The sequence below is a fragment of the Streptomyces sp. B3I8 genome (genome assembly GCF_030816915.1).
In the GTDB taxonomy this organism is placed as follows: Bacteria; Actinomycetota; Actinomycetes; order Streptomycetales; family Streptomycetaceae; genus Streptomyces.
In genome coordinates this window covers 3476184-3497382 of record NZ_JAUSYN010000002.1, presented here as the reverse complement: position 1 = coordinate 3497382, position 21199 = coordinate 3476184, and the positions used below count along the sequence as shown (strand labels likewise).

The 21199-nt window shown below is 70.9% G+C and carries 16 protein-coding genes and 1 riboswitch; of the genes, 9 read left to right on the top strand and 7 right to left on the bottom strand.

Features of this window, described 5'->3' with window-relative positions:
• Positions 1 to 211: 211 nt before the first annotated feature.
• Both QFZ64_RS17650 and QFZ64_RS17645 read right to left on the bottom strand, forming a co-directional pair.
• Positions 212 to 1423: a cystathionine gamma-lyase gene (locus tag QFZ64_RS17650; protein ID WP_373430624.1), complete on the bottom strand. Its 1212-nt coding sequence runs from the start codon at positions 1421 to 1423 to the stop codon at positions 212 to 214.
• Between the two features lie 159 nt (positions 1424 to 1582).
• Positions 1583 to 1960 (bottom strand): phage holin family protein, encoded by a 378-nt coding sequence (locus tag QFZ64_RS17645; RefSeq protein WP_307066832.1) that lies wholly within the window; start codon positions 1958 to 1960, stop codon positions 1583 to 1585.
• A gap of 98 nt (positions 1961 to 2058) precedes the next feature.
• On the opposite strand from QFZ64_RS17645, the gene QFZ64_RS17640 reads away from it, so the two are divergent.
• From QFZ64_RS17640 to QFZ64_RS17625, 4 genes are all read left to right on the top strand, one after another.
• Positions 2059 to 2376 (top strand): cupin domain-containing protein, encoded by a 318-nt coding sequence (locus tag QFZ64_RS17640; protein WP_307066830.1) that lies wholly within the window; start codon positions 2059 to 2061, stop codon positions 2374 to 2376.
• Positions 2377 to 2548: 172 nt separating this feature from the next.
• Positions 2549 to 2761, top strand: a complete 213-nt coding sequence (locus QFZ64_RS17635) for a DUF5326 family protein (protein ID WP_307066827.1) — start codon at positions 2549 to 2551, stop codon at positions 2759 to 2761.
• Between the two features lie 343 nt (positions 2762 to 3104).
• Positions 3105 to 3842 carry an IclR family transcriptional regulator gene (locus tag QFZ64_RS17630; RefSeq protein WP_373430754.1) on the top strand — a complete coding sequence of 246 codons (738 nt, stop codon included), beginning with the start codon at positions 3105 to 3107 and terminating at the stop codon, positions 3840 to 3842.
• Between the two features lie 96 nt (positions 3843 to 3938).
• Positions 3939 to 4379, top strand: coding sequence for an SsgA family sporulation/cell division regulator (locus QFZ64_RS17625; protein WP_307066825.1), 441 nt, complete (start codon positions 3939 to 3941; stop codon positions 4377 to 4379).
• A gap of 90 nt (positions 4380 to 4469) precedes the next feature.
• Here QFZ64_RS17625 and QFZ64_RS17620 read toward each other — a convergent pair whose 3' ends face one another.
• Positions 4470 to 5942 carry a YibE/F family protein gene (locus QFZ64_RS17620; RefSeq protein WP_307066824.1) on the bottom strand — a complete coding sequence of 491 codons (1473 nt, stop codon included), beginning with the start codon at positions 5940 to 5942 and terminating at the stop codon, positions 4470 to 4472.
• A gap of 71 nt (positions 5943 to 6013) precedes the next feature.
• Positions 6014 to 6169: riboswitch (TPP riboswitch) on the top strand.
• Between QFZ64_RS17620 and thiC the strand changes: the two genes are divergently transcribed.
• Positions 6162 to 8012: a phosphomethylpyrimidine synthase ThiC gene (gene thiC, locus QFZ64_RS17615; RefSeq protein ID WP_307066821.1), complete on the top strand. Its 1851-nt coding sequence runs from the start codon at positions 6162 to 6164 to the stop codon at positions 8010 to 8012. Its footprint overlaps the riboswitch before it by 8 nt.
• 261 nt (positions 8013 to 8273) lie before the next feature.
• On the opposite strand, the gene QFZ64_RS17610 is transcribed toward thiC, so the two are convergent.
• The 3 genes from QFZ64_RS17610 to QFZ64_RS17600 form a co-directional block, all read right to left on the bottom strand.
• Positions 8274 to 9134: a hypothetical protein gene (locus QFZ64_RS17610; RefSeq protein WP_307066819.1), complete on the bottom strand. Its 861-nt coding sequence runs from the start codon at positions 9132 to 9134 to the stop codon at positions 8274 to 8276.
• Between the two features lie 183 nt (positions 9135 to 9317).
• Positions 9318 to 10499, bottom strand: coding sequence for a metallophosphoesterase (locus QFZ64_RS17605; RefSeq protein WP_307071748.1), 1182 nt, complete (start codon positions 10497 to 10499; stop codon positions 9318 to 9320).
• Positions 10500 to 10851: 352 nt separating this feature from the next.
• Positions 10852 to 11961 (bottom strand): LacI family DNA-binding transcriptional regulator, encoded by a 1110-nt coding sequence (locus tag QFZ64_RS17600; protein WP_307066817.1) that lies wholly within the window; start codon positions 11959 to 11961, stop codon positions 10852 to 10854.
• A gap of 585 nt (positions 11962 to 12546) precedes the next feature.
• On the opposite strand from QFZ64_RS17600, the gene hisC reads away from it, so the two are divergent.
• The 4 genes from hisC (at position 12547) to cydD (ending at position 20152) form a co-directional block, all read left to right on the top strand.
• Positions 12547 to 13629, top strand: a complete 1083-nt coding sequence (gene hisC / locus QFZ64_RS17595; protein ID WP_307066815.1) for a histidinol-phosphate transaminase — start codon at positions 12547 to 12549, stop codon at positions 13627 to 13629.
• Between the two features lie 395 nt (positions 13630 to 14024).
• On the top strand, positions 14025 to 15533 hold the full coding sequence (locus QFZ64_RS17590) for a cytochrome ubiquinol oxidase subunit I (RefSeq protein ID WP_307066813.1): 1509 nt from the start codon (positions 14025 to 14027) through the stop codon (positions 15531 to 15533).
• A 19-nt stretch (positions 15534 to 15552) separates the two neighbouring features.
• The gene (gene cydB / locus QFZ64_RS17585) at positions 15553 to 16557 is read left to right on the top strand and encodes a cytochrome d ubiquinol oxidase subunit II (protein ID WP_307066811.1); all 1005 of its coding nucleotides are present in this window, start codon (positions 15553 to 15555) and stop codon (positions 16555 to 16557) included.
• A gap of 82 nt (positions 16558 to 16639) precedes the next feature.
• On the top strand, positions 16640 to 20152 hold the full coding sequence (gene cydD, locus QFZ64_RS17580; protein ID WP_307066809.1) for a thiol reductant ABC exporter subunit CydD: 3513 nt from the start codon (positions 16640 to 16642) through the stop codon (positions 20150 to 20152).
• Positions 20153 to 20323: 171 nt separating this feature from the next.
• Here the strand turns inward: cydD and QFZ64_RS17575 are convergent, their stop codons facing one another.
• Complete coding sequence (locus tag QFZ64_RS17575) at positions 20324 to 21193, bottom strand: Cof-type HAD-IIB family hydrolase (protein WP_307066807.1); 870 nt, start codon at positions 21191 to 21193, stop codon at positions 20324 to 20326.
• Between the last annotated feature and the right edge of the window lie 6 nt (positions 21194 to 21199).

Below are 21199 nucleotides of genomic sequence, written 5' to 3'. Positions count from 1 at the left end.
GCGGTGCCTGCCCCCGCAGGCGCCCAACTATAAATAAGTCGATAGGGGCCTGTCGCTACTGTGATTGGACACTGACACAGAGTCAACTAGCCTTGGTCGGGCGGTTCTTCGCGCGCGGAAACGGGGCGGTCCGAGCCACGAGGGGGGAGGTTCGGACCACCCGCTTCCGCCGCGCGGAGGCCGTGCTCACTCGCCCGGTACGCGGACTCGTTCAGTCCGCCGACTCCTCCAGCGCCCGCAGCACGTCCGCCACCAGATCCTGCGGGTCCTCGGCGCCCACGGAGAAGCGGATGAAGCCCTCCGGCACCGCGTCGCCGCCCCAGCGGCCGCGCCGTTCCGCGGTGGACCGCACGCCGCCGAAACTCGTGGCGTCGTCGGCCAGCCGCAGCGCGTCGAGGAAACGCTCGGCACGCGCCCGCGTGGCCAGCGTGAACGACACCACGCTGCCGAAGTGACGCATCTGCCGCGAGGCGAGGGCGTACGAGGGATCGTCCGGCAGACCCGGGTAGCGCAGTCCGGACACCTCGGGGCGGTCCCGCAGCGACTGCGCGAGGGTGAGCGCGTTGGCGGTCTGACGCTCGGCCCGCAGTGCGAGCGTGGCCAGCGAGCGGTGTGCGAGCCAGGCCTCCATCGGCCCCGGGATCGCTCCGACGATCTTGCGCCAGTGCCGGACCGGGGCGATCCGCTCGGCGTCCCGCGCCACGACGTAGCCAAGGAGCACATCGCCGTGCCCGGTGAGCATCTTGGTACCGCTGGCCACGGAGAAGTCGGCACCCAGTTCGAGCGGCCGCTGTCCGAGCGGGCCGGCGAGGGTGTTGTCGACGGCGACGAGCGTGCCCTGCGCGTGTGCCGCCGCGACCAGCCGGCGGACGTCGCACACGTCGAGACCCGGGTTCGACGGGGTCTCGATCCACAGCAGCCGGGCCCCCTCGAGAACGTCGAGCTGGGCATCCCCGCCGGTCGGCGCGGTGCGTACCTCGATGCCGTACGCGGTCAGCTGCTCGCGCACCAGAGGCAGCGCCTGGTAGCCGTCCTCGGGCAGGACCACGGCGTCTCCGGCGCGCAGCTGGGAGAAGAGGACCGAGGAGATCGCCGCCATCCCGGAGGCGAAGACGAGTGTCCGCACCTCCTCGGCGCCGGGCGCCTCCAGTTCGCCGATGGCGCGCTCCAGCAGCGTCCATGTGGGGTTGTCGTCGCGGCCGTAGGTGTACGGGCCGGTCGGTTCTCCGGGCAGATGGAAATGAGCGGCGAAGACCGGGCCGGGGAGGGTCGGCTCATACTTCACCGGTTCGGGCAGCCCCGCACGCACCGCGCGGGTCCCGTCACCGATGTCCTGCGTCTCCCCGGTGACTACGGTGTTCCCGGTGACTCCATCGTCTCCGGTGTTCCCGGTGGCCCCGCTGTTCACCTGGCGTTCGCTCATGCCGCCTGTGCCTCCGTCTCCTGCGCGTCCAGGGCGAGCGGACCGGACCGAGCGGAGGCTCGCCGCGTCCATTTTCTCAGGTCACGTCCCTACCGGCTCTCTCAGGTCACGCCCCCACCGGCTCTCAGGTCACGCCCCGAGGGCGTCCGGCGGCCCCGGTCAGTCCTCGTCGGGGAGGATGACGTGCAGTGCCCAGGAGACGACCGAGATGATCAGGCCGCCGAGGACAGCCGTCCAGAAGCCCTCGACGTGGAAGCTCAGGTGAATCTTCCCGGCCACCCACGAGGTCAGCAGCAGCATCAACGCGTTGACCACCAGGGTGATCAGACCGAGCGTCAGGATGAACAGCGGAAAGGTCAGCACCTTCACGACCGGCTTGACCAGCACGTTCACCACGCCGAACACCAGCGCGACCAGGATGAGAGTGCCGGCCTCCTTGCCGGTACTGTCACCGCTCAGGGTGATCTTGTCGAGCAGCCAGACGGCGACCGCCAGGGCGCCCGCGTTGGCGATCGTCTTGACTACAAAATTCTTCATGTGTCTGATCGTCTCCGATCGTGGCAGAAGAGATCAACGGGCGTGCACTACGGGACCGCGGGCACCGCGGTGTCGCTGGACAGGAGCGGACGGGGAAGATGAAGGAATTCCGGCTCGACGAACTGGAAGCCGAACGCGCCGCCAACGACGGGGCCTACCTGCAGTTCCTGCGCGAACGCAATATGTCGGTGGGCCTGTACGCGTTGGACGCGGGGGCCGTCGACCCCCAGCAGCCGCACCAGCAGGACGAGGTGTACTACGTCGCCAGCGGGCGGGCGTCGATCACCGTCGGTATGGAAACCACGCAGGTGGCCCGCGGCAGCGTCGTCTACGTGCCTGCCGGTGTCACCCACAAGTTCCACCACATCACCGAGGATCTCAGGGTGCTGGTGGTGTTCTCTCCGCCGGAGAGCTGAGCTTCTCCCTCAGGGTTCCCTAGGGGATCGATCAGGGGAGGACAAGGGGTGCGCGGCCACCGTTCCGGCCCCCCGCGGCCCTAGCATCGAAGGCAGTACACAGCAGGACCCGTGCGACACGTTCCGAGAGCGGGACAGCGGGTGCGCCGGGCGGAGAGGTGAGGACAGAGCGATGCGAGAGATCTTCGCGGGTTTGCCGTGGTGGGTTAAGTGGATCGCGGTGCCGGTCATCGCCTTCGTCGTGTTCGGCGGCCTGATAGCCAGCGTGCTCGGATTCCTCATCGGGGTGCTGTTCAAGGTGCTGTTGTTCGTCGCGCTGGTCGGCGGCCTCATCTACATCGTGCGGAAGTTCATGGCGGGTTCGTCCTCGCACGGCGACTGGTGAGACCACCGGCGCGGGGCCGGTGCTCCCCGTGCGCGCCGTCGACGGCGGGTGGCCCGCCCGCGGCGGCACCGGGCGAGCAACAGAAACGCGGGGTTCCCTCGCGCGGGGGAAGTTTCCCGGCAGCGGCGGATGCGAGCGGTGACGGGCGATTAGAGTCCGGATCTCCGCACGGGGCCGATCCGCCCCTGCGGGCGGCGCACACCCCTCCCGTGTCTCCCCGCACGGGCGGCCCCTCCTCGCGCTCCGGGAGTGCCCCTTGGCCACGGTCGGTTCCGTACCCGCAGAGATCCACGCACCACCCGTCCAGCGAACGCCATCGCTGCGGGAGTCGCACGCGACCACTCTGATCGGCTCCGTGCAGCGGGCGATGCGCCTGCTGGAGTGCGTGGCCGACCGCGAGTACGGCGCCACCGCGAAGCAGCTCGCCCGCGAGACGCAGTTGGCCCTGCCCACGACGTACCACCTGCTGCGCACGCTGACCCACGAGGGCTACCTCCGCCGCGACAAGGGGATGTTCTTCCTCGGGGACGCCGCCGAGCGGCTGAGCAGGAGCGGAGCCCGGCAGAAACGTCGCAGCACGGTCGAGGACGCCCTCGCGCGCTGGCGCGACATGCTCGGAGTCCCGGTCTACTACGCCGTCTACCGCGCCGGCGGCATCGAGGTCGTCTCGGTCGCGGACACCCCGGGGAACCCGGCGGTCGCGGAATGGGCGGACTTCCGGGAGACCGGGCACGCCCACGCGATCGGCCAGTGTCTGCTCTCCCAGCTCGACGACGAGGCCCGCCGCGACCACATCGACCGCCACCCCGTACGGGCGATCACCCCGTACACGGTCTCCGACGCGCACACGCTGCTGCGGCGCCTGGAGCGGATCGGCCGTATGGAACCCGTCTTCGAACGGCAGGAGTACGCGCTCGGCACGGTCTGCGCCGCCCTCCCGCTCACCGCCGGAACGACCGCGGCGACCGTGGCCGTCTCCCTCCCCTGTCACCAGGCCGATCGGCTGCTGCCCGTGGTGCGCCGGCTGCAGAACGAGATGGGTCGGTTGGCCGGCTCGCTCGCCCTGTCTATCAGTATCTGAAAACTCACTCCTTGTGATCTCCTGTGTACTGTCTGCAAGATCTCTGGCAGTGTCAGGTGATTCCTGGCCAGTCGACGGCAACTGACGGGGTAGGCGATGAGCGAGTCCGTAGTGCAGGCGGAGGTCATGATGAGCTTCTTGGTCTCGGAGGAACTCTCCTTCCGGATCCCCGTGGAGCTGCGCTACGAGACCTGCGATCCCTTCGCCGTGCGGCTGACCTTCCATCTTCCCGGTGACGCGCCCGTCACCTGGGCGTTCGGGCGCGAACTGCTGATCGACGGGGTGGGGCGACCGTGCGGTGACGGGGACGTGCACATCGCGCCCGCGGACCCCCACACGATCGGTGAGGTACTGATCAGACTTCAGGTCGGTGCCGACTGTGCGGTGTTCCGGTCCGGGGCGGCGCCGCTCGTGGCCTTCCTCGACCGCACGGACAGGTTGGTCCCCCTGGGGCAGGAGCGTTCCCTCGCGGACTTCGACACCCTGCTCGACGAGGCGCTGGACCGAATCCTCGCCGAGGAGCAGAGCGCGGGGTGAGCGCCGTCCGTCACATGGACGGCCCGGGATGTGAAGGAACGCTTCAGCTGCCCGCCCGCACGCCTTTTCGCACGCCTGTGCCCGCACACCTCAGCGCTTGCGGCGACGGCCCCGTGCGCCGCGCGCCGGGGGCACCACCGCCGTCCCCCCGCCGACTCGGGCGGCCGGCTGTTCGCCCCCGTGCGGTGTCGTCGCCCGGCCCGCCCCGCCCGGGCGGTCCGCGGAGACCACCAGCGCGGCCAGGGCGGTGGTCACGGGCACCGAGGCGACCAGGCCGATGGAACCGACCAGCGTGCGCACGATCTCTTCGGCGACCAGCTCGCTGGTGGCGACCGTCCCCACATCGCTCCGCGCGACGGAGAAGAGCAGCAGCAAGGGCAAAGCCGCACCCGCGTAGGCCAGGACCAGGGTGTTGACGACCGAGGCGATGTGATCGCGACCGATCCGTATGCCCGCGCGGTACAACGCCCTGCGGCCCATGACGGGGTTCGCCTCGTGCAGTTCCCAGACGGCGGACGTCTGGGTCACCGTCACGTCGTCGAGCACCCCGAGTGAACCGATGATGACCCCGGCCAGCAGCAGGCCGCTCATGTCGATGTCCGGATAGAGACCGTGGATCAGGCCGGTGCTGTCGTCGGTGTTCCCGGTGAGTGCGGCCCACCCGATGAACAGCGAGCCGAGAGCACCGATCAGCCCCAGCGAGATCAGCGTGCCGAGCACCGCGACGGAGGTGCGGGCCGTGAGGCCGTGACACATGTACAGGGCGATCAGCATGATGGCGCTCGACCCCACCACCGCCACCGCCAGCGGGTTCGAGCCCTGCAGTATCGCCGGCAGGATGAAGAACGACAGCAGCAGGAAGCTGACGGCCAGCGAGATCAGGGCGGCCAGGCCCCGCATCCGGCCCACGACCACCACGGCGACGGCGAAGATGCCCGCGAGCAGCGCCATGGGCAGGGTGCGCTTCACATCGGTGACCGAGTACTGCAGGTTCTTCGGTGCGGAGGGCTCGTAGGAGACCACGACCTTCTCGCCCTGGTCCAGTTGCCGCGACTGGTCCGGCTGGACGAACTCGGTGAAGGTGCGGCCCTTGTCCTTGCCCGTGTCGACGCGGACCGTGGCCTTCTTGCACGCACCGGAGTCCCCCGCGCCGGAACCCGGGGTGCCGCCGTCGGCCGAGGCGCCGTCGGCGGACGTCCCGTCCGCACCCGGGCCGCCCGTGCCCGTACCACCCACGGCGCCCACGGCCGCGCAGTCCACCCGGACCACCTTGGTCACCGTGGCCTGCTGCGTCTGGCGGTCGAAGCCGACGCCGGTGCGCTCGTGCGACGGAACACCGCCGGGCCAGAGCACGACCAGCCCCGCGACCACCGCGACGGCGAACGGGACGAGGACGGCGGTGATGACCTTCCGCAGCCGCTGCGAGGCGGGCGCCGCCGGTCCGTGGCCGTGGCTGTGGGAGTGGCCGGCACTCCCCTGGGAGTTGTCCGGCCGAGACGGAGGCTGCTCGTGTGGCGAGTGCTGATGGGGAGGGTGATGCGGGTGCTGAGAGGGCGTGGTCACCGACGCATCATCGCAAGAACAGCAGGGGCCCACTGTTCAGTCCTGCCACGCAGGCGTTAGCGTAAAAGCGCCTTAGTACACGCGGGAGCTCGGAGCACCGGGCTGAGAGGGCGCTGACCTCCGCAGAGGCGATGTTTCACGTGGAACATCGCCGGCGGACCTCGCTGCGTCGACCGCTGAACCTGTTACCGGGTAATGCCGGCGTAGGGAGTAGGTCTCATGACCATCAAGGACACACGCACGCCTGCCTCCGCACAGAACGTCAGTGTGGGCTCTGTCGGGGACTCCGAGAGGAACCCCGGCGGGACGTCCCACGGCGAGGAGGCCGGAACGTCCATCGGCTGGCACAAGGCGTACGTTGAGGGTTCGCGCCCCGATCTGCGCGTGCCGGTCCGCCAGGTGCACCTCACCAACGGGAAGTCGGTCACGCTGTACGACACCTCGGGCCCGTACACCGACCCCACTGTTGGGACCGATGTCCGCAGGGGTCTCGCGGCGCTGCGCGAGAACTGGATCACCGCCCGGGGCGACACCCAGGAGTACGCGGGACGTCCGGTCCGGCCCGAGGACGACGGGATCAAGCACACCTCGCCGCGCGGGGGGCTGCGCAACCTCGACGCGGTCTTTCCCGGACGGCCCCGCCAGCCGCGCCGCGGCCGGGACGGAACGCCAGTGACCCAACTCGCCTATGCACAGCGGGGAGAGATCACCCCCGAGATGGAGTTCGTGGCCATCCGGGAGAACGTCTCCCCGGAAGTCGTGCGTGAGGAGATCGCGGCGGGGCGCGCGGTGCTGCCGGTGAACGTCAACCACCCGGAGATCGAGCCGATGATCATCGGCAAGCGGTTCCTGGTGAAGGTCAACGCCAACATCGGCAACTCCGCCGTCACCTCCTCCATCGAGGAGGAGGTCGAGAAGATGACCTGGGCGACCCGCTGGGGTGCCGACACGGTCATGGACCTGTCCACGGGACGCAACATCCACACCACGCGCGAGTGGGTGCTGCGCAACTCCCCCGTGCCCATCGGCACGGTCCCCCTCTACCAGGCCCTCGAGAAGGTCGACGGCAGGGCGGAGGAGCTGACCTGGGAGGTCTACAAGGACACGGTCGTCGAACAGGCCGAGCAGGGCGTGGACTACATGACCGTGCACGCCGGGGTGCGCCTCGCCCATGTGCCGCTCACCGCGAACCGCAAGACCGGCATCGTCTCGCGCGGCGGCTCCATCATGGCCGCCTGGTGCCTGGCCCACCACAAGGAGTCGTTCCTCTACGAGCACTTCGAGGAGCTCTGCGAGATTCTCGCCGCCTACGACGTGACGTACTCCCTCGGCGACGGCCTGCGGCCCGGTTCCATCGCGGACGCCAACGACGAGGCGCAGTTCGCGGAACTGCGCACGCTCGGGGAACTCAACCGGATCGCCAGGCGTTTCCAGGTACAGACGATGATCGAGGGCCCGGGACACGTCCCGATGCACAAGATCAAGGAGAACATCGACCTTCAGCAGGAGATCTGCGATGAAGCTCCGTTCTATACACTCGGCCCGCTGACGACGGACGTCGCTCCGGCGTACGACCACATCACCTCCGGCATCGGTGCCGCGATGATCGCCTGGTGGGGCACGGCCATGCTCTGCTACGTCACGCCCAAGGAGCACTTGGGCCTGCCCAACCGTGACGACGTCAAGACCGGCGTCATCACCTACAAGATCGCCGCCCACGCAGCCGACCTCGCCAAGGGGCACCCCGGTGCGCAGGAGTGGGACGACGCGCTGTCCGACGCACGTTTCGAGTTCCGCTGGGAGGACCAGTTCAACCTGGCCCTCGACCCGGACACGGCCCGTGAGTTCCACGACGAGACCCTGCCGGCCGAGCCCGCCAAGACGGCCCACTTCTGCTCGATGTGCGGCCCCAAGTTCTGCTCGATGAAGATCAGCCAGAACATCGCCGAGCGATTCGGTGGCCCGGCGGCCGAGGGAGCGACGGCCGAGGAGATCGCGGAGGGGATGCTCCAGAAGTCGAAGGAGTTCGCGGAGAGCGGGAACCGGGTCTACCTGCCGCTGGCGGACTGACTGTCGGAACGGCGGTGTTCCCTGGAACAGTCGGCCAGGGAACACCGCTGACGCTCGACGGCGGTGGGCGTCCCTCAGCCGCTCGACCTGCTTGCCCATCAGAGCGGCGGGGAGGAGGGCGGGAGCGCCGCCCACCCGGCTTCTCGGCAGTGACCTCTGCCGGGCCCCTGCCGGGTCGGTCCACCTTCGAGACGGATCTGCACGTGGTGAGTCCACTGCGTACCTGTTCGAAGGCATGCCGAGCCCCCTGTGGCCCCCCGCTCACTCGGGCCGGTGCTCCGGGCCGCCGAAGTCCGGGCTGGAGAAGTCGGGGCTGGAGTAGCGGGGCCGGGGGCCCGAGGACATGCCCTCGTCGGGGCTGCTGAAGCCGGGGCGGTCGTAGCCCAGGTGCGGGATGCGGCTCTGCGGCGTCGAGGGCACCGGGCCGTCCAGCGCGGCCCGGTCGGGGTCGGTCAGGGCGTCCCGGAGGAACGGCAGGATGCCGCGCTCCAGCAGGGCCTCGTGCCATGCCTCCCTGGCCCGCAGCATTTCCTCGTACGTGTCCCCCTCGGCGCCGCCGTGCTGGACGGTGGAGCTGTTGCGCAGGGCGGTGAGCAGCAGGCCGACCGCGGCGACCAGGATCGCCACCGCGGTGACCGCGCCGAACACCCACCCGGTGGTCAGCAGGGTCCGGGCGAAGGCCGGCTCCGGGCTGATCATCTTCATGACGTACCCGACGAGCAGGAAGATCACTGCCGCGGTCCCGGCGAGCACGGGGGCGAGGACGGTGACGACCGCGCCGGCCCCGGCCCCCGCGGCGGCCTCGCCGACGGCGGCGGCCAGTCCCAGCCCGCCGACGTCCGTCTCCGTGGCGGGGTCGTCCTGCAGCGACGGCGCCGACGGGGCCGGGCGGCGCAGCTCCTCGCGGACCTTCACGTAGTGGTGGTATTCGGCCGCGGCGGCGGCGGTGATGAACGCCGTGGCGCTGAGCGCCATGGTGCGCAGCTGTTCGGGGTTGAGCCGCTGCACGAGGGCGGCCAGTTCCGGACGGTGTGCGGCGGAGCGCAGCGCCTCGTCGAGGATCCGCTCGTATTCCTGGCGGTCCTCACTGTGCAGGTGCTGCGGAACGCTGTTCATGTGCATCCCCCGATGCTCCGTAGGGCTTGGGGCTCGGCATGCTGACGAGCCGTCGGGCAGAAACGGAGGGGAGCCTGCTACGGATAAGCCGATGGTAGAGCCGCGACCGCACGCGGAGACAGGGGGTTTCGAGAAATTGCCCCTCGCCCGGGGCGTTCCGTGTCCCCGGGCCGGACCTTCCGCGAACGGTCAGCGCGCCAGCGGTAGTTGCTGGACCAGCAGCTTTCCGGCCATGGTCACCCCGCCGTCCATGGCGAGGGCGAGTCCGTCGGCGTACAGGTGTGGTCCTTCGACCACGGGCGGCCCGGCGTCCTCGCCGTCCTCCGAGCCGACCTCGCCCAGCAGATACGGGATCGGGCTGTGGCCGTGCACGATGCGGGTGCCGCCGTAGACGTCCAGCAGGGAGCGGACGGCGTCGGCGCCGCCCTCGTCGCGGAACGAGAACCGCTTGGTGAACTTGCGGAACAGGTCCCACACCTCGTCCGCGTCGTTGCGCGTGAGCGTCTCGCGGATGGTGTCGTTGACCTCTTCGATGGAACGGCCGTAGTCGAGGTAGGAGGTGGTGTCCGAGTGCACCAGCAGGTGCCCGTCGGCGGACTCCATGGCGTCGAGGCGGGACATCCACTGCAGGTGGTGGTCCTGGAGGCGGTCCATGTCGGTCTTCTGGCCGCCGTTCAGCAGCCAGGCCGCCTGGAAGGTGGCGGTGCCCGCGCCCGAGTTGACGGGTGTGTCGCCGAACCGCTTGGCGCCCAGCAGCAGCAGCTCGTGGTTGCCCATGAGCGCCTTGCAGTAGCCGCCGGCCGCCGCCGCCTCGGCGGAGAGCCGCATCACCAGGTCGATGACGCCGATGCCGTCGGGGCCGCGATCGGTGAAGTCGCCCAGGAACCACAGCCGGGCGGTGCCGGCGCACCACCGGCCGGCGGAGTCGAGGAGGCCCTTCTCCTGGAGCGCGGCCACCAGCTCGTCGAGGTAGCCGTGGACGTCGCCGACCACGAACAGGGGGCCGGGGCCCTCACCGGTGGCGGCGAGGGGCTGTGCCACCGGGGCGGGCGCGGGATCGACGACGACCTGGACGGTGTCACCGCGGTTGATCACCGGCAGGTCGCGCTCGGTGGGGGTGTACCCCTCCGGGTATCCCTCGGCGTACCTCTCCGCATGTCCCTCCGGGTACTCCTCGGAATGGGGAACGGGCCGGCCGCCGGGCTGTTCCCCGGGCGCCTCGGGGGGAACGCCGACCTCCCCGGGACGGCCCTCGGAGACGAACGGACCGGTCTCCTGCACGTACGCGGGCACCCGGAAGTCGCGCACCGTCGCCGCCTGCTCCGCCTCGGGTCCCTGACCGGCCCCCTGAGTCATCGACCCCTCCACCATCGCGTCGCAGCTGCACCGCATCGGACTGCCTGGTCGCAGCGGCCCGCGGTGTGTGGGCCCATCATAGGAATGCGGATAGCGCCATGTGACGACCCAGGGGTGGTGAATCGGGGCAGCGGCCGGTCCGCCGCGGCTTTCGCCCCGTTTGGGCAGGGCTTTCCCGGGGTGGCGGCGGACGGCAGGATGCGCGCCGGGCCGGCCGGGGACACGTGTGCGTCACCCGGGCGGCACTGCGGCCCCACCCCCGGGCGACGGTTCACCGCCCCACCGGGGTCCCGCGGACGCGCGTTCCCCCCGGGTGCGGTCCGCCGTCCCGCGGGCCCCGGGGTGTCCGGGGAGGGGTGGGCAGGTCTCAGCTCTCCGGTGTGCGCGGCGGGCTGACGGTGGTGCGCGGCGGACGACGCCGGGACGACGTACGGATGATCAGCTCGGTCGGTATCACCTGCTCCACCGGCTGCTGCGACTCCACCCCTTCGATGGCGTCGATGAGCAGCTGCACCACCGCCGTGCCGATCCGGCGGGGTTTGAGGGAGAGGGTGGTGATCGGCGGCTCGGTGCTCGCGTACACCGTCGACTCGCTGCAGCACACGAGCAGCAGGTCGTCGGGGACGCGGAGGCCGTAACGGCGGGCGGCGGCCAGCAGGTCGGTGCCGTTGGGGTCGAACAGGCCGTAGACGGCGTCGGGGCGGTCGGGCCGGGCGAGCAGCCGGTCCGCCGCGACGGCGCCGGCGCAGGGGTCGTGGGCGGGGTAGGCCTCGTAGACCGGATCCTGTCCGACCCGCTCGCACCAGCGCAGATAGGCGGTGGTGGACAGGCGGGTGTACGTGTCGGTGGTCGTCCCTGTGAGCAGGCCGATGCGGCGGGCGCCGGCGTCGGCGAGGTGGTCGAGGATGTCCAGGACGGCGGCCTCGTGGTCGTTGTCGACCCAGGCGGTGACCGGCAGTGCGCCCGCCGGTCGGCCGTCGGAGACCACCGGTAAGCCCTGGCGGACGAGTTCGCTGACGACCGGGTCCTGGTCGGAGGGGTCGATGACGACCGTGCCGTCCAGGGCGACGTTCGACCACACGTCGTGGCGCGAGGTCGCGGGGAGGATCACCAGGGCGTAGCCGCGGGCGAGCGCGGCCGAGGTGGCGGCCCGGGCCATCTCCGCGAAGTACGCGAACTCCGTGAAGGTGAACGGTTCATCCCCGTACGTGGTCACGGTCAGGCCGATCAGCCCGGACTTGCCGGTTCTCAGCGTCCGGGCGGCGGCCGACGGGCGGTAGCCGAGCCGGTCGGCGACCTCGCGGACGTGGCGCCGGGTGGCGTCCGGGAGCCTGCCTTTTCCGTTGAGGGCGTCGGAGACGGTCGTGATGGAGACCCCGGCGGCGGCGGCGACGTCTCTGATGCCCGCTCGGCCCGGCCGGCCGCCCCGCCGTGCGGTCTCCGCCCGGCTCACCTGGTGCTTCCCTGCTGCTGTCATGGCGAGCCGATAGTAGGGCTCATGCGGTGGGGTAGTGCGGACGCATATGCACCCGTTGACAGGCACGTTTCTGCAAGGTTCAAGATGCGCAACTACCTTGGAATGCAAGGTAGTTGAACGATACAAAGCCAGTACCTGGCTTGTCGGCGCGCATGGGCCTGCCGAGGGGGTCATGTTTCGAAGAGGTCTCAACTCACCTTCACGGGTGATGCGCGCCAGGGGGTGCGCCACCGGCGCGTGCGTGCGTAATCGGCGCGCCCCCCGATTCGTGCGCCTTCATGCGTTTTCGTGCGAGGGCGGGCGGTGGCCGGTGACCGACGCGGGAACCGGCCACCGCCCGCTCCGCGGACGCATCGGTTCTTCGCGGGTGGGCCGGCCGGTGTCTGGCGGATGGGTCGCCGGTGGGTCGGCCGTTGCCATCATCGGTGGTCGGCCGGTGGTCGGCCGGTGGTTCGCCGCGGTCCGTGTTGTCCACGTTGTCCACAGGCCATTCGCATGGGCGCCGAATCCTCATAAGGTGAGAAGCATTGGACGCCGGTACCGAGCATGCGCCCGGGACCGGCGGTGTGCGCGAGGAGGACTGCGGTGAGTGAGACGAGCCCGAGGCTGCGTGCCGAGCTGGAAGGCATCCCCACCTACAAGCCGGGCAGGCCCGCGGCGGCGGCCGGCGGCCCGGTCGCCTACAAGCTGTCCTCCAACGAGAACCCGTACCCCCCGCTGCCGGGTGTCATGGAGACCGTCCTGGCGGCGGCCGCGTCCTTCAACCGCTATCCGGACCTCGCGTGCACCGCGCTCAGCCAGGAACTGGCCGACCGCTTCGGCGTCCCGGTCTCGCACATCGCCACGGGTACGGGGTCGGTCGGCGTCGCCCAGCAGCTGATGCAGTCCACCAGTGGTCCCGGCGACGAGGTGATCTACGCCTGGCGGTCCTTCGAGGCGTACCCGATCATCACACGGATCAGCGGGGCGACGCCGGTGGAGGTGCCGCTGACGCCGGGTGAGGCGCACGACCTGGACGCGATGGCCCGGGCGATCACCGACCGCACGCGGCTGATCTTCGTCTGCAACCCGAACAACCCGACGGGCACGGCGGTGCGCCGCGCGGAACTGGAGGCGTTCCTCGACCGGGTGCCGGGAGACGTCCTGGTGGTCCTGGACGAGGCCTACCGCGAGTTCATCCGGGACCCCGAGGTGCCGGACGGCATCGAGCTGTACCGCGAGCGACCGAACGTGTGCGTGCTGCGGACCTTCTCCAAGGCGTACGGGCTGGCGGGGCTGCGCGTGGGCTTCGCCATCGGTCACGAGCCGGTGGCCGCGGCGCTGCGCAAGACGGCGGTGCCGTTCGGGGTGAGTCAGCTCGCCCAGGACGCGGCGATCGCCTCGCTGAACGCCGAGGACGAACTGCTCGGCCGGGTCGGTTCGCTGGTATGTGAGCGGAACCGGGTGGTCGAGTCGCTGCGCGAGCAGGGCTGGACGGTGCCCGATTCGCAGGCCAACTTCGTCTGGCTGCGGCTGGGGGAGCGCTCGGTGGACTTCGCACAGGCGTGCGAGCGGGCGGGTGTCGTCGTCCGGCCGTACCCGCCGGACGGTGTGCGGATCACCATCGGGGAGACGGAGGCCAACGACATCTTCCTGAAGGCCGCGGAGGGCTTCCGCGGCAAGCTCTGAGCGGAGCTTTGAGGCGTTCGCGGGGTTCCGTCGCCGCCGAGGGGCCGGTCGTGGCAGGTGTCGACCGGCCCCTTTCGCATGCCGGTCCACTGCGGCGCCGCCTCGCGCGCGACGGCTCTTTGCGGCCTTCCTCGTACGGCCCTGGGACACGTCCGCCATGGGGCGTTCGTGAGGTGTTCCGTGTGAGGCGTCCCACTTTCGTCGTCGGGGGACCCCCTGGGCTCCGCCGCCGTACACGCATGCGCCATAATTGCTTGTGAATGTGAACGCGTTCACAAGCGCGTCCCGGTTCCTCCCGAGATGCGTGCTGTGTACGCGCCGCAACGTGTGCGAATCGCATGCCGTGGGGCGTGCGCTCGCCGCGTCGTGACCACGGCGACGTAAGGAGAGACGACGTGGAACTGGCTCTGGCGCCGGAGACCCTGGCGCGCTGGCAGTTCGGCATCACCACCGTCTACCACTTCCTCTTCGTCCCGCTGACGATCTCGCTGGCCGCGCTGACGGCCGGCCTGCAGACCGCCTGGGTGCGGACGGAAAAAGAGAAGTACCTCAGGGCCACCAAGTTCTGGGGCAAGCTCTTCCTGATCAACATCGCGATGGGCGTCGTCACCGGCATCGTGCAGGAGTTCCAGTTCGGCATGAACTGGTCCGACTACTCGCGCTTCGTCGGCGACATCTTCGGCGCCCCCCTCGCCTTCGAGGCGCTCCTGGCCTTCTTCTTCGAGTCGACCTTCATCGGACTGTGGATCTTCGGCTGGGACAAGTTGCCGAAGAAGCTGCACCTGGCCTGCATATGGATGGTGTCGCTCGGCACCTTCCTGTCGGCCTACTTCATCCTCGCCGCCAACTCCTGGATGCAGCACCCCGTCGGCTACCGGATCAACGAATCCCGCGGCCGGGCCGAACTCACCGACTTCTGGGCCGTGCTGACCCAGAACACCGCCCTCAGCCAGGCCTTCCACACCCTGTCCGCGTCCTTCCTCACCGGCGGCGCGTTCATGGTCGGCATCGCCGCCTTCCACCTGCTGCGCAAGAAGCACGTACGGGTGATGAAGACCTCGCTGCGGCTGGGCCTGGTCACCGTGGTCGTCGCCGGGCTGCTCACCGCCGTCAGCGGTGACGTCCTCGGCAAGGTCATGTTCAAGCAGCAGCCGATGAAGATGGCGTCCGCCGAGGCGCTGTGGGACGGCCAGTCCCCCGCCCCCTTCTCCGTGTTCGCGTACGGCGACGTCGAGAAGGGCCACAACAGCGTGGCCGTCGAGATCCCCGGCCTGCTCTCGTTCCTCGCCGACGACAACTTCTCCTCGTACGTCCCCGGCATCAACGACGTCAACAAGGCCGAGCAGCAGAAGTTCGGCCCCGGCGACTACCGGCCCAACATCCCCGTCACCTTCTGGGGCTTCCGCTGGATGATCGGCTTCGGCATGACGTCCTTCGCGCTGGGCGCGGCCGGACTGTGGCTCACCCGGAAGAAGTTCCTGCTGCCACAGCATCTGAGGGTCGGCGACGAGGAGGTGCCGCACCTGGTGCTCTTCCGCAACAAGGCGCTCGGCCCCACGCTGACCAAGTGGTACTGGAGCGCGGCGATCCTCACCCTCGGCTTCCCGCTCCTCGCCAACTCCTGGGGCTGGATCTTCACCGAGATGGGCCGTCAGCCCTGGGCCGTCTTCGGCGTCCTGCGTACCAGTGACGCGGTCTCCCCCGGAGTCTCGCAGGGCGAGGTGCTCACCTCGATGCTCACCTTCACCGCCCTGTACGCGATCCTCGCCGTTGTCGAGGTCAAGCTGCTGGTCAAGTACGTCAAGGCCGGGCCGCCCGAGCTCACCGAGGCGGACCTCAACCCACCTACGAAGATCGGCGGCGACTCGCGGGACGCCGACAAGCCGATGGCCTTCTCCTACTAGGCCGGGGAGCGCTCACCTCATGGAACTTCACGACGTCTGGTTCGTCCTCATCGCCGTCCTGTGGACCGGCTACTTCTTCCTGGAGGGCTTCGACTTCGGGGTCGGCGTCCTCACCCGGCTGCTGGCCCGGAACCGCTCCGAGAAGCGGGTGCTGATCAACACCATCGGCCCCGTCTGGGACGGCAACGAGGTCTGGCTGCTCACCGCGGGCGGTGCGACCTTCGCCGCCTTTCCCGAGTGGTACGCCACCTTGTTCTCCGGCTTCTACCTGCCGTTGCTGGTCATCCTCGTCTGCCTCATCGTGCGTGGTGTCGCCTTCGAGTACCGGGCCAAGCGTCCGGAGGAGAAGTGGCAGCGCAACTGGGAGGCCGCGATCTTCTGGGCCTCGCTGCTCCCGGCCTTCCTGTGGGGCGTGGCCTTCGCCAACATCGTGCGCGGAGTGAAGATCGACTCCGATCTCGAGTACGTCGGCAACGTCTGGGACCTGCTCAACCCGTACGCCCTGCTGGGCGGAGTGGTGACGCTGGCGCTGTTCACCTTCCACGGCACCGTCTTCGTCGGCCTCAAGACCATCGGGGAGATCAGGGAGCGGGCGCGGCGGCTGGCCCTGAGGGTCGGGGCGGCGACCGCCGTTCTGGCGCTCGTCTTCCTGCTGTGGACGCAGGCCGACAAGGGGGACACCGGCTCGCTGGTGGCTCTCGTGGTGGCCGTGGCCGCGCTCGTCACCGCGCTGGGGGCGACCCGGACGGGCAGGGAGGGCTGGGCGTTCGCCCTGTCCGGACTGACCGTCGTGGCCGTGGTCGCGATGTTCTTCCTGACTCTCTTCCCCAACGTCATGCCGTCCTCGCTCGACCCGGACTGGAGCCTCACGGTCACCAACTCCTCGTCGAGTCCGTACACCCTGAAGATCATGACCTGGTGCGCCGGCATCGCCACGCCGCTCGTGCTGCTCTACCAGGCATGGACCTACTGGGTGTTCCGCAAGCGCATCGGCACCCACCACATCGCGGACGCCGCGCACTGATCCACGACCCGTGGGAGGCAAGGTGTGTTTCACGTGAAACACACCTGCTTCACCCCTCTTCGACCCCGAGGGTGTGTTTCACGTGAAACCAATCGACCCGCGTCTGCTGCGTTACGCGCGTGCCACCCGCTTCTTCATGCTGGCGGTCGTCGCCCTGGGCGTCGTCGGGGCGGCGCTGGTCATCGCGCAGGCGATGCTCATCGCCGAGGTGGTGGTCGGCGCCTTCCGGCACGGCGACTCGCTCGCGGCGCTGCGGTCTCCGCTGGTCCTGCTCGCCGCCGTGGCCGTCGGTCGGGCACTCGTCGCCTGGCTCACCGAGCTGGCCGCGCACCGGGCGAGCGCGGCGGTGAAGTCGGAACTGCGCGGCCGGCTGCTGGCGCGGGCGACCGCACTGGGCCCCGGATGGCTCGGCGGCCAGCGCACCGGCTCCCTGGTCGCGCTGGCCACCCGTGGCGTCGACGCCCTCGACGACTACTTCTCGCGCTACCTGCCTCAGTTGGGGCTCGCGGTGGTGGTCCCCGGGGCGGTGCTGCTGCGGGTGGTGACCGAGGACTGGGTGTCGGCGGCGATCATCGTCGGCACGCTGCCGCTGATCCCCCTGTTCATGATCCTCATCGGCTGGGTGACCCGTGCCCAGACGGACCGTCAGTGGCGGCTGCTGTCCCAGCTGTCGGGGCACTTCCTCGACGTGGTCGCGGGACTGCCGACGCTCAAGGTGTTCGGCCGGGCCAAGGCACAGGCCGAATCCATCCGTCGGATCACCGGCGAGTACCGGCAGGCGACGATGCGGACGCTGCGGGTCGCCTTCCTGTCCTCGTTCGTGCTGGAGCTGCTCGCCACGCTCTCGGTCGCGCTCGTCGCGGTCACGATCGGCATGCGGCTGGTCCACGGCGACATGGACCTCTACGTCGGGCTGGTCATCCTCGTCCTCGCTCCCGAGGCGTATTTGCCGCTGCGGCAGGTGGGCGCCCAGTACCACGCGGCGGCCGAGGGCCTCGCGGCCGCCGAGGAGATCTTCGACGTACTGGAGACCCCCCTACCGGCCGCCGGCACACGGCGGCTGCCGGAGGGGGAGATCGCCTTCGAGGGAGTGACCGTCCGGTACCCGGGCCGCGCGTCCGACGCGGTGACCGGTGCCTCCTTCCGTATCGCGCCGGGCGAGACGGTCGCCCTCGTCGGTCCCAGCGGCGCCGGCAAGTCGACGCTGCTGAACGTGCTGCTCGGCTTCGTACGGCCCGACGCCGGGCGGGTGCGGGTCGGCGGGGCGGACCTGGCCTCGGCGGACCTGGACGAGTGGCGCTCCCGCCTCGCCTGGGTGCCGCAGCACCCGCACCTGTACGCGGGCACCATCGCCGAGAACGTACGCCTGGCCCGTCCCGACGCCGACGGGGCCGCCGTGCGCCGGGCGCTGGCGGACGCGGGGGCCCTGGAATTCGTCGACGCGCTGCCGGACGGCACGGACACCGTGCTCGGCGAGGACGGGGCCGGGCTCTCGGCCGGCCAGCGGCAGCGGATCGCGCTGGCCCGGGCCTTCCTCGCCGACCGGCCCGTCCTGCTGCTCGACGAGCCGACGGCCGCGCTGGACGGCAGGACCGAGGCGGAGGTCGTCGAGGCGGTGCGGCGGCTGGCGGTGGGCCGCACGGTGCTGCTGGTGGTGCACCGGCCGGCCCTGCTGTCGGTGGCCGACCGGGTGGTGCGGCTGGAGCCGGTGCCCGAAGCCGCCGTCCCCGGACGGACGGACGACGCGGCCGGAACCGGACGGGCCCCCCAAACGCCGGACCGGGCACCCGAAAGCGCCGACGGAACCGTTCTCGGCGCTCCCCGGGCATCCCGGGGCGGTGTCCTCGCCCGGGTGCGGGCGATGGCGCAGCCTCTGCGCGGGCGGTTGCTGCTCGCCCTGCTGCTCGGCGCCCTCGCGCTCGGCAGCGCCGTCGGCCTGATGGCGACCTCCGGATGGCTGATCTCCCGGGCCTCCCAGCAGCCTCCGGTGCTGTATCTGATGGTCGCGGTCACGGCCACCCGGGCCTTCGGCATCGGCCGGGCCGTCTTCCGGTACACCGAGCGGCTCGTCTCGCACGACGCGGTGCTGCGCATGCTGGCCGCCACCCGGGTCGCCGTCTACCGCCGGCTGGAGCGGCTGGCCCCCGCCGGGCTGCGCACCACCCGGCGCGGCGACCTGCTGAGCCGGCTGGTCGCGGACGTGGACGTGCTGCAGGACTACTGGCTGCGGTGGTTGCTGCCGGTGGGTGCCGCGTGCGTGGTGTCGGTCGGCGCGGTCGGGTTCACCGCGTGGCTGCTGCCGGAGGCGGGGGCCGCCCTCGCCGTCGGGCTGCTCGCGGCCGGAGCCGGTGTGCCGCTGCTCACCGGTGCCGTCGCCCGCCGGGCGGAGCGCCGGCTGGCGCCCGCACGCGGCGAACTGGCCACGCGTGTCACCGACCTGCTCACCGGCACGCCCGAACTCACGGTCGCCGGGGCACTGCCCGCCCGTATCGCCGGGGCCCGACGGGCCGACGGTGTTCTCACCCGGATCGCCTCCCGCTCGGCCGCCGCGGCCGCCCTCGGCGACGGGCTGACCGCGCTGATCACCGGCCTGACCGTGGTGGCCACCGCGGTCGCCGGCGCCCAGGCGGTCGCCGCCGGACGACTGCACGGCGTCGCCATGGCGGTGGTCGTCCTCACCCCGCTCGCCGCGTTCGAGGCGGTGCTCGGACTGCCGCTCGCCGTACGGCACCGGCAGCGGGTGCGGCGAGGTGCCGCGCGGGTGTACGAGATCCTCGACGCCCCCGAGCCCGTGCGCGAGCCGGAACACCCCCGGCCGGCGCCCGCCTCGCCGTTCCCGCTCGCCGTGCGGGGGCTCACCGCCCGCCACCCCGGGCAGCGGCAGCCGGCGCTCACCGGGCTCGACCTCACGCTGACGCCGGGCCGGCGCATCGCCGTGGTCGGTGCCTCCGGTGCCGGCAAGAGCACCCTCGCCCAGGTCCTGCTGCGTTTCCTGGACACGGAGAACGGCACCTACACGCTGGGCGGCACGGACGCCGCCGCGTTCGACGGCGACGACGTACGGCGGCTGGTGGGACTGTGCGCGCAGGACGCGCACCTCTTCGACAGCTCCGTGCGCGAGAACCTGCTGCTGGCGCGCCGGGACGCCACCGAGGAGGAGCTGCGCGGGGCACTCTCCGGGGCGCGGCTCCTGGACTGGGTGGACGGGCTGCCAGAAGGGCTGGACACCTTCGTCGGGGAGCACGGCGCCCGGCTCTCCGGCGGCCAGCGTCAGCGGCTGGCACTGGCGCGGGCCCTGCTGGCCGACTTCCCCGTCCTGGTCCTCGACGAGCCCGCGGAACACCTCGACCTGCCGACCGCCGACGCGCTCACGGCCGACCTGCTGGCCGCGACCGAGGGCCGTACGACGCTGCTCATCACCCACCGGTTGGCCGGTCTCGACGCGGTCGACGAGGTCATCGTGCTGGCCGAGGGCCGGACCGTGCAGCGCGGCTCGTACGCCGCACTGGCGGCGACGGACGGTCCCCTGCGGGAGATGCTGGCGCGGGAGGCGGAGAGCGATCTGTCCGGTGCGACGGCGGTCGCGGCGGCGTAGCGGGTGTGGCAGCGTGGCGCAGCGAGCGTGACGTGGTGGGCACGGCGTGGTGGGCACGGCGTGGTGGGCACGGCGTGGTGGGCACGGCGTGGTGGGCGTGAATCCAGCGAGCGCCGGCCCTCCGCCGCGCGGCACCGAACAGCCGGTGCCGCGCGGCCGTGGGGCCTTCGCTCAGGGCTGTTCGGCCAGGAGGCGCTCGATCACGACCGCCACGCCGTCCTCGTTGTTGCCGACCGTCCGGCCGGACGCCGCGGCCAGGACGTCCGGGTGGGCGTTGCCCATCGCGTACGAGCGGCCCGCCCAGGTCAGCATCTCGACGTCGTTCGGCATGTCGCCGAAGGCGATCACCTCCTCGTGGGAGATGCCGCGCTCGGCGCAGCACAGCGCGAGCGTGCTGGCCTTGGAGACACCGGGACCGCTGATCTCCAGCAGGGCGCTGGGGCTGGACCGGGTCACGGTGGCGCGGTCCCCGACGGCGAGGCGGGCCAGGGTGAGGAACGCGTCGGGGTCCATGTCCGGGTGGTGGGCCAGGATCTTCAGCACGGGCTCGGCGGCGGCGACCGCGCCCTCGGCGAGGAGTTCCTCGGCGGGCGCCAGCGTGTCGGGCCGCTCCATGTGCAGCTTCGGGTAGTCGGGCTCCTGGTGGAAGCCGTACGTCTGTTCCACGGCGTACACCGTGCCGGGCGCCGCCTCGCGCACCAGCGCCACGGCGTCCAGGGCGTTCTGCCTGGCCAGCTCGCGGACCTTGACGAAGCGGTGGGCGCCGGGGCCGCCGTGCAGGTCGACCACGGCGGCGCCGTTGCCGCAGATCGCCAGGCCGTGGCCGTGGACGTGGTCGCTGACGACATCCATCCAGCGGGCCGGGCGTCCGGTGACGAAGAAGACCTCGATGCCGGCCTGCTCGGCGGCGGCCAGCGCGGCGACCGTGCGCGGTGAGACGGACTTGTCGTCGCGCAACAGGGTGCCGTCGAGATCGGTGGCGATCAGCCTGGGCGGGACGAGGGAGGAGGGGCGCTCTGGCCGCCGGGTCGCTGAGGTCACGAACCG

Coding starts and splice junctions, on each gene's coding strand:
- QFZ64_RS17650 (WP_373430624.1), bottom strand. CDS start 1,423: ATGAGCGAACGCCAGGTGAACAGCGGGGCCACCGGGAACACCGGAGAC.
- QFZ64_RS17645 (WP_307066832.1), bottom strand. CDS start 1,960: ATGAAGAATTTTGTAGTCAAGACGATCGCCAACGCGGGCGCCCTGGCG.
- QFZ64_RS17640 (WP_307066830.1), top strand. CDS start 2,059: ATGAAGGAATTCCGGCTCGACGAACTGGAAGCCGAACGCGCCGCCAAC.
- QFZ64_RS17635 (WP_307066827.1), top strand. CDS start 2,549: ATGCGAGAGATCTTCGCGGGTTTGCCGTGGTGGGTTAAGTGGATCGCG.
- QFZ64_RS17625 (WP_307066825.1), top strand. CDS start 3,939: ATGAGCGAGTCCGTAGTGCAGGCGGAGGTCATGATGAGCTTCTTGGTC.
- thiC (WP_307066821.1), top strand. CDS start 6,162: ATGACCATCAAGGACACACGCACGCCTGCCTCCGCACAGAACGTCAGT.
- QFZ64_RS17610 (WP_307066819.1), bottom strand. CDS start 9,134: ATGCACATGAACAGCGTTCCGCAGCACCTGCACAGTGAGGACCGCCAG.
- QFZ64_RS17605 (WP_307071748.1), bottom strand. CDS start 10,499: ATGGTGGAGGGGTCGATGACTCAGGGGGCCGGTCAGGGACCCGAGGCG.
- QFZ64_RS17600 (WP_307066817.1), bottom strand. CDS start 11,961: ATGACAGCAGCAGGGAAGCACCAGGTGAGCCGGGCGGAGACCGCACGG.
- cydB (WP_307066811.1), top strand. CDS start 15,553: ATGGAACTTCACGACGTCTGGTTCGTCCTCATCGCCGTCCTGTGGACC.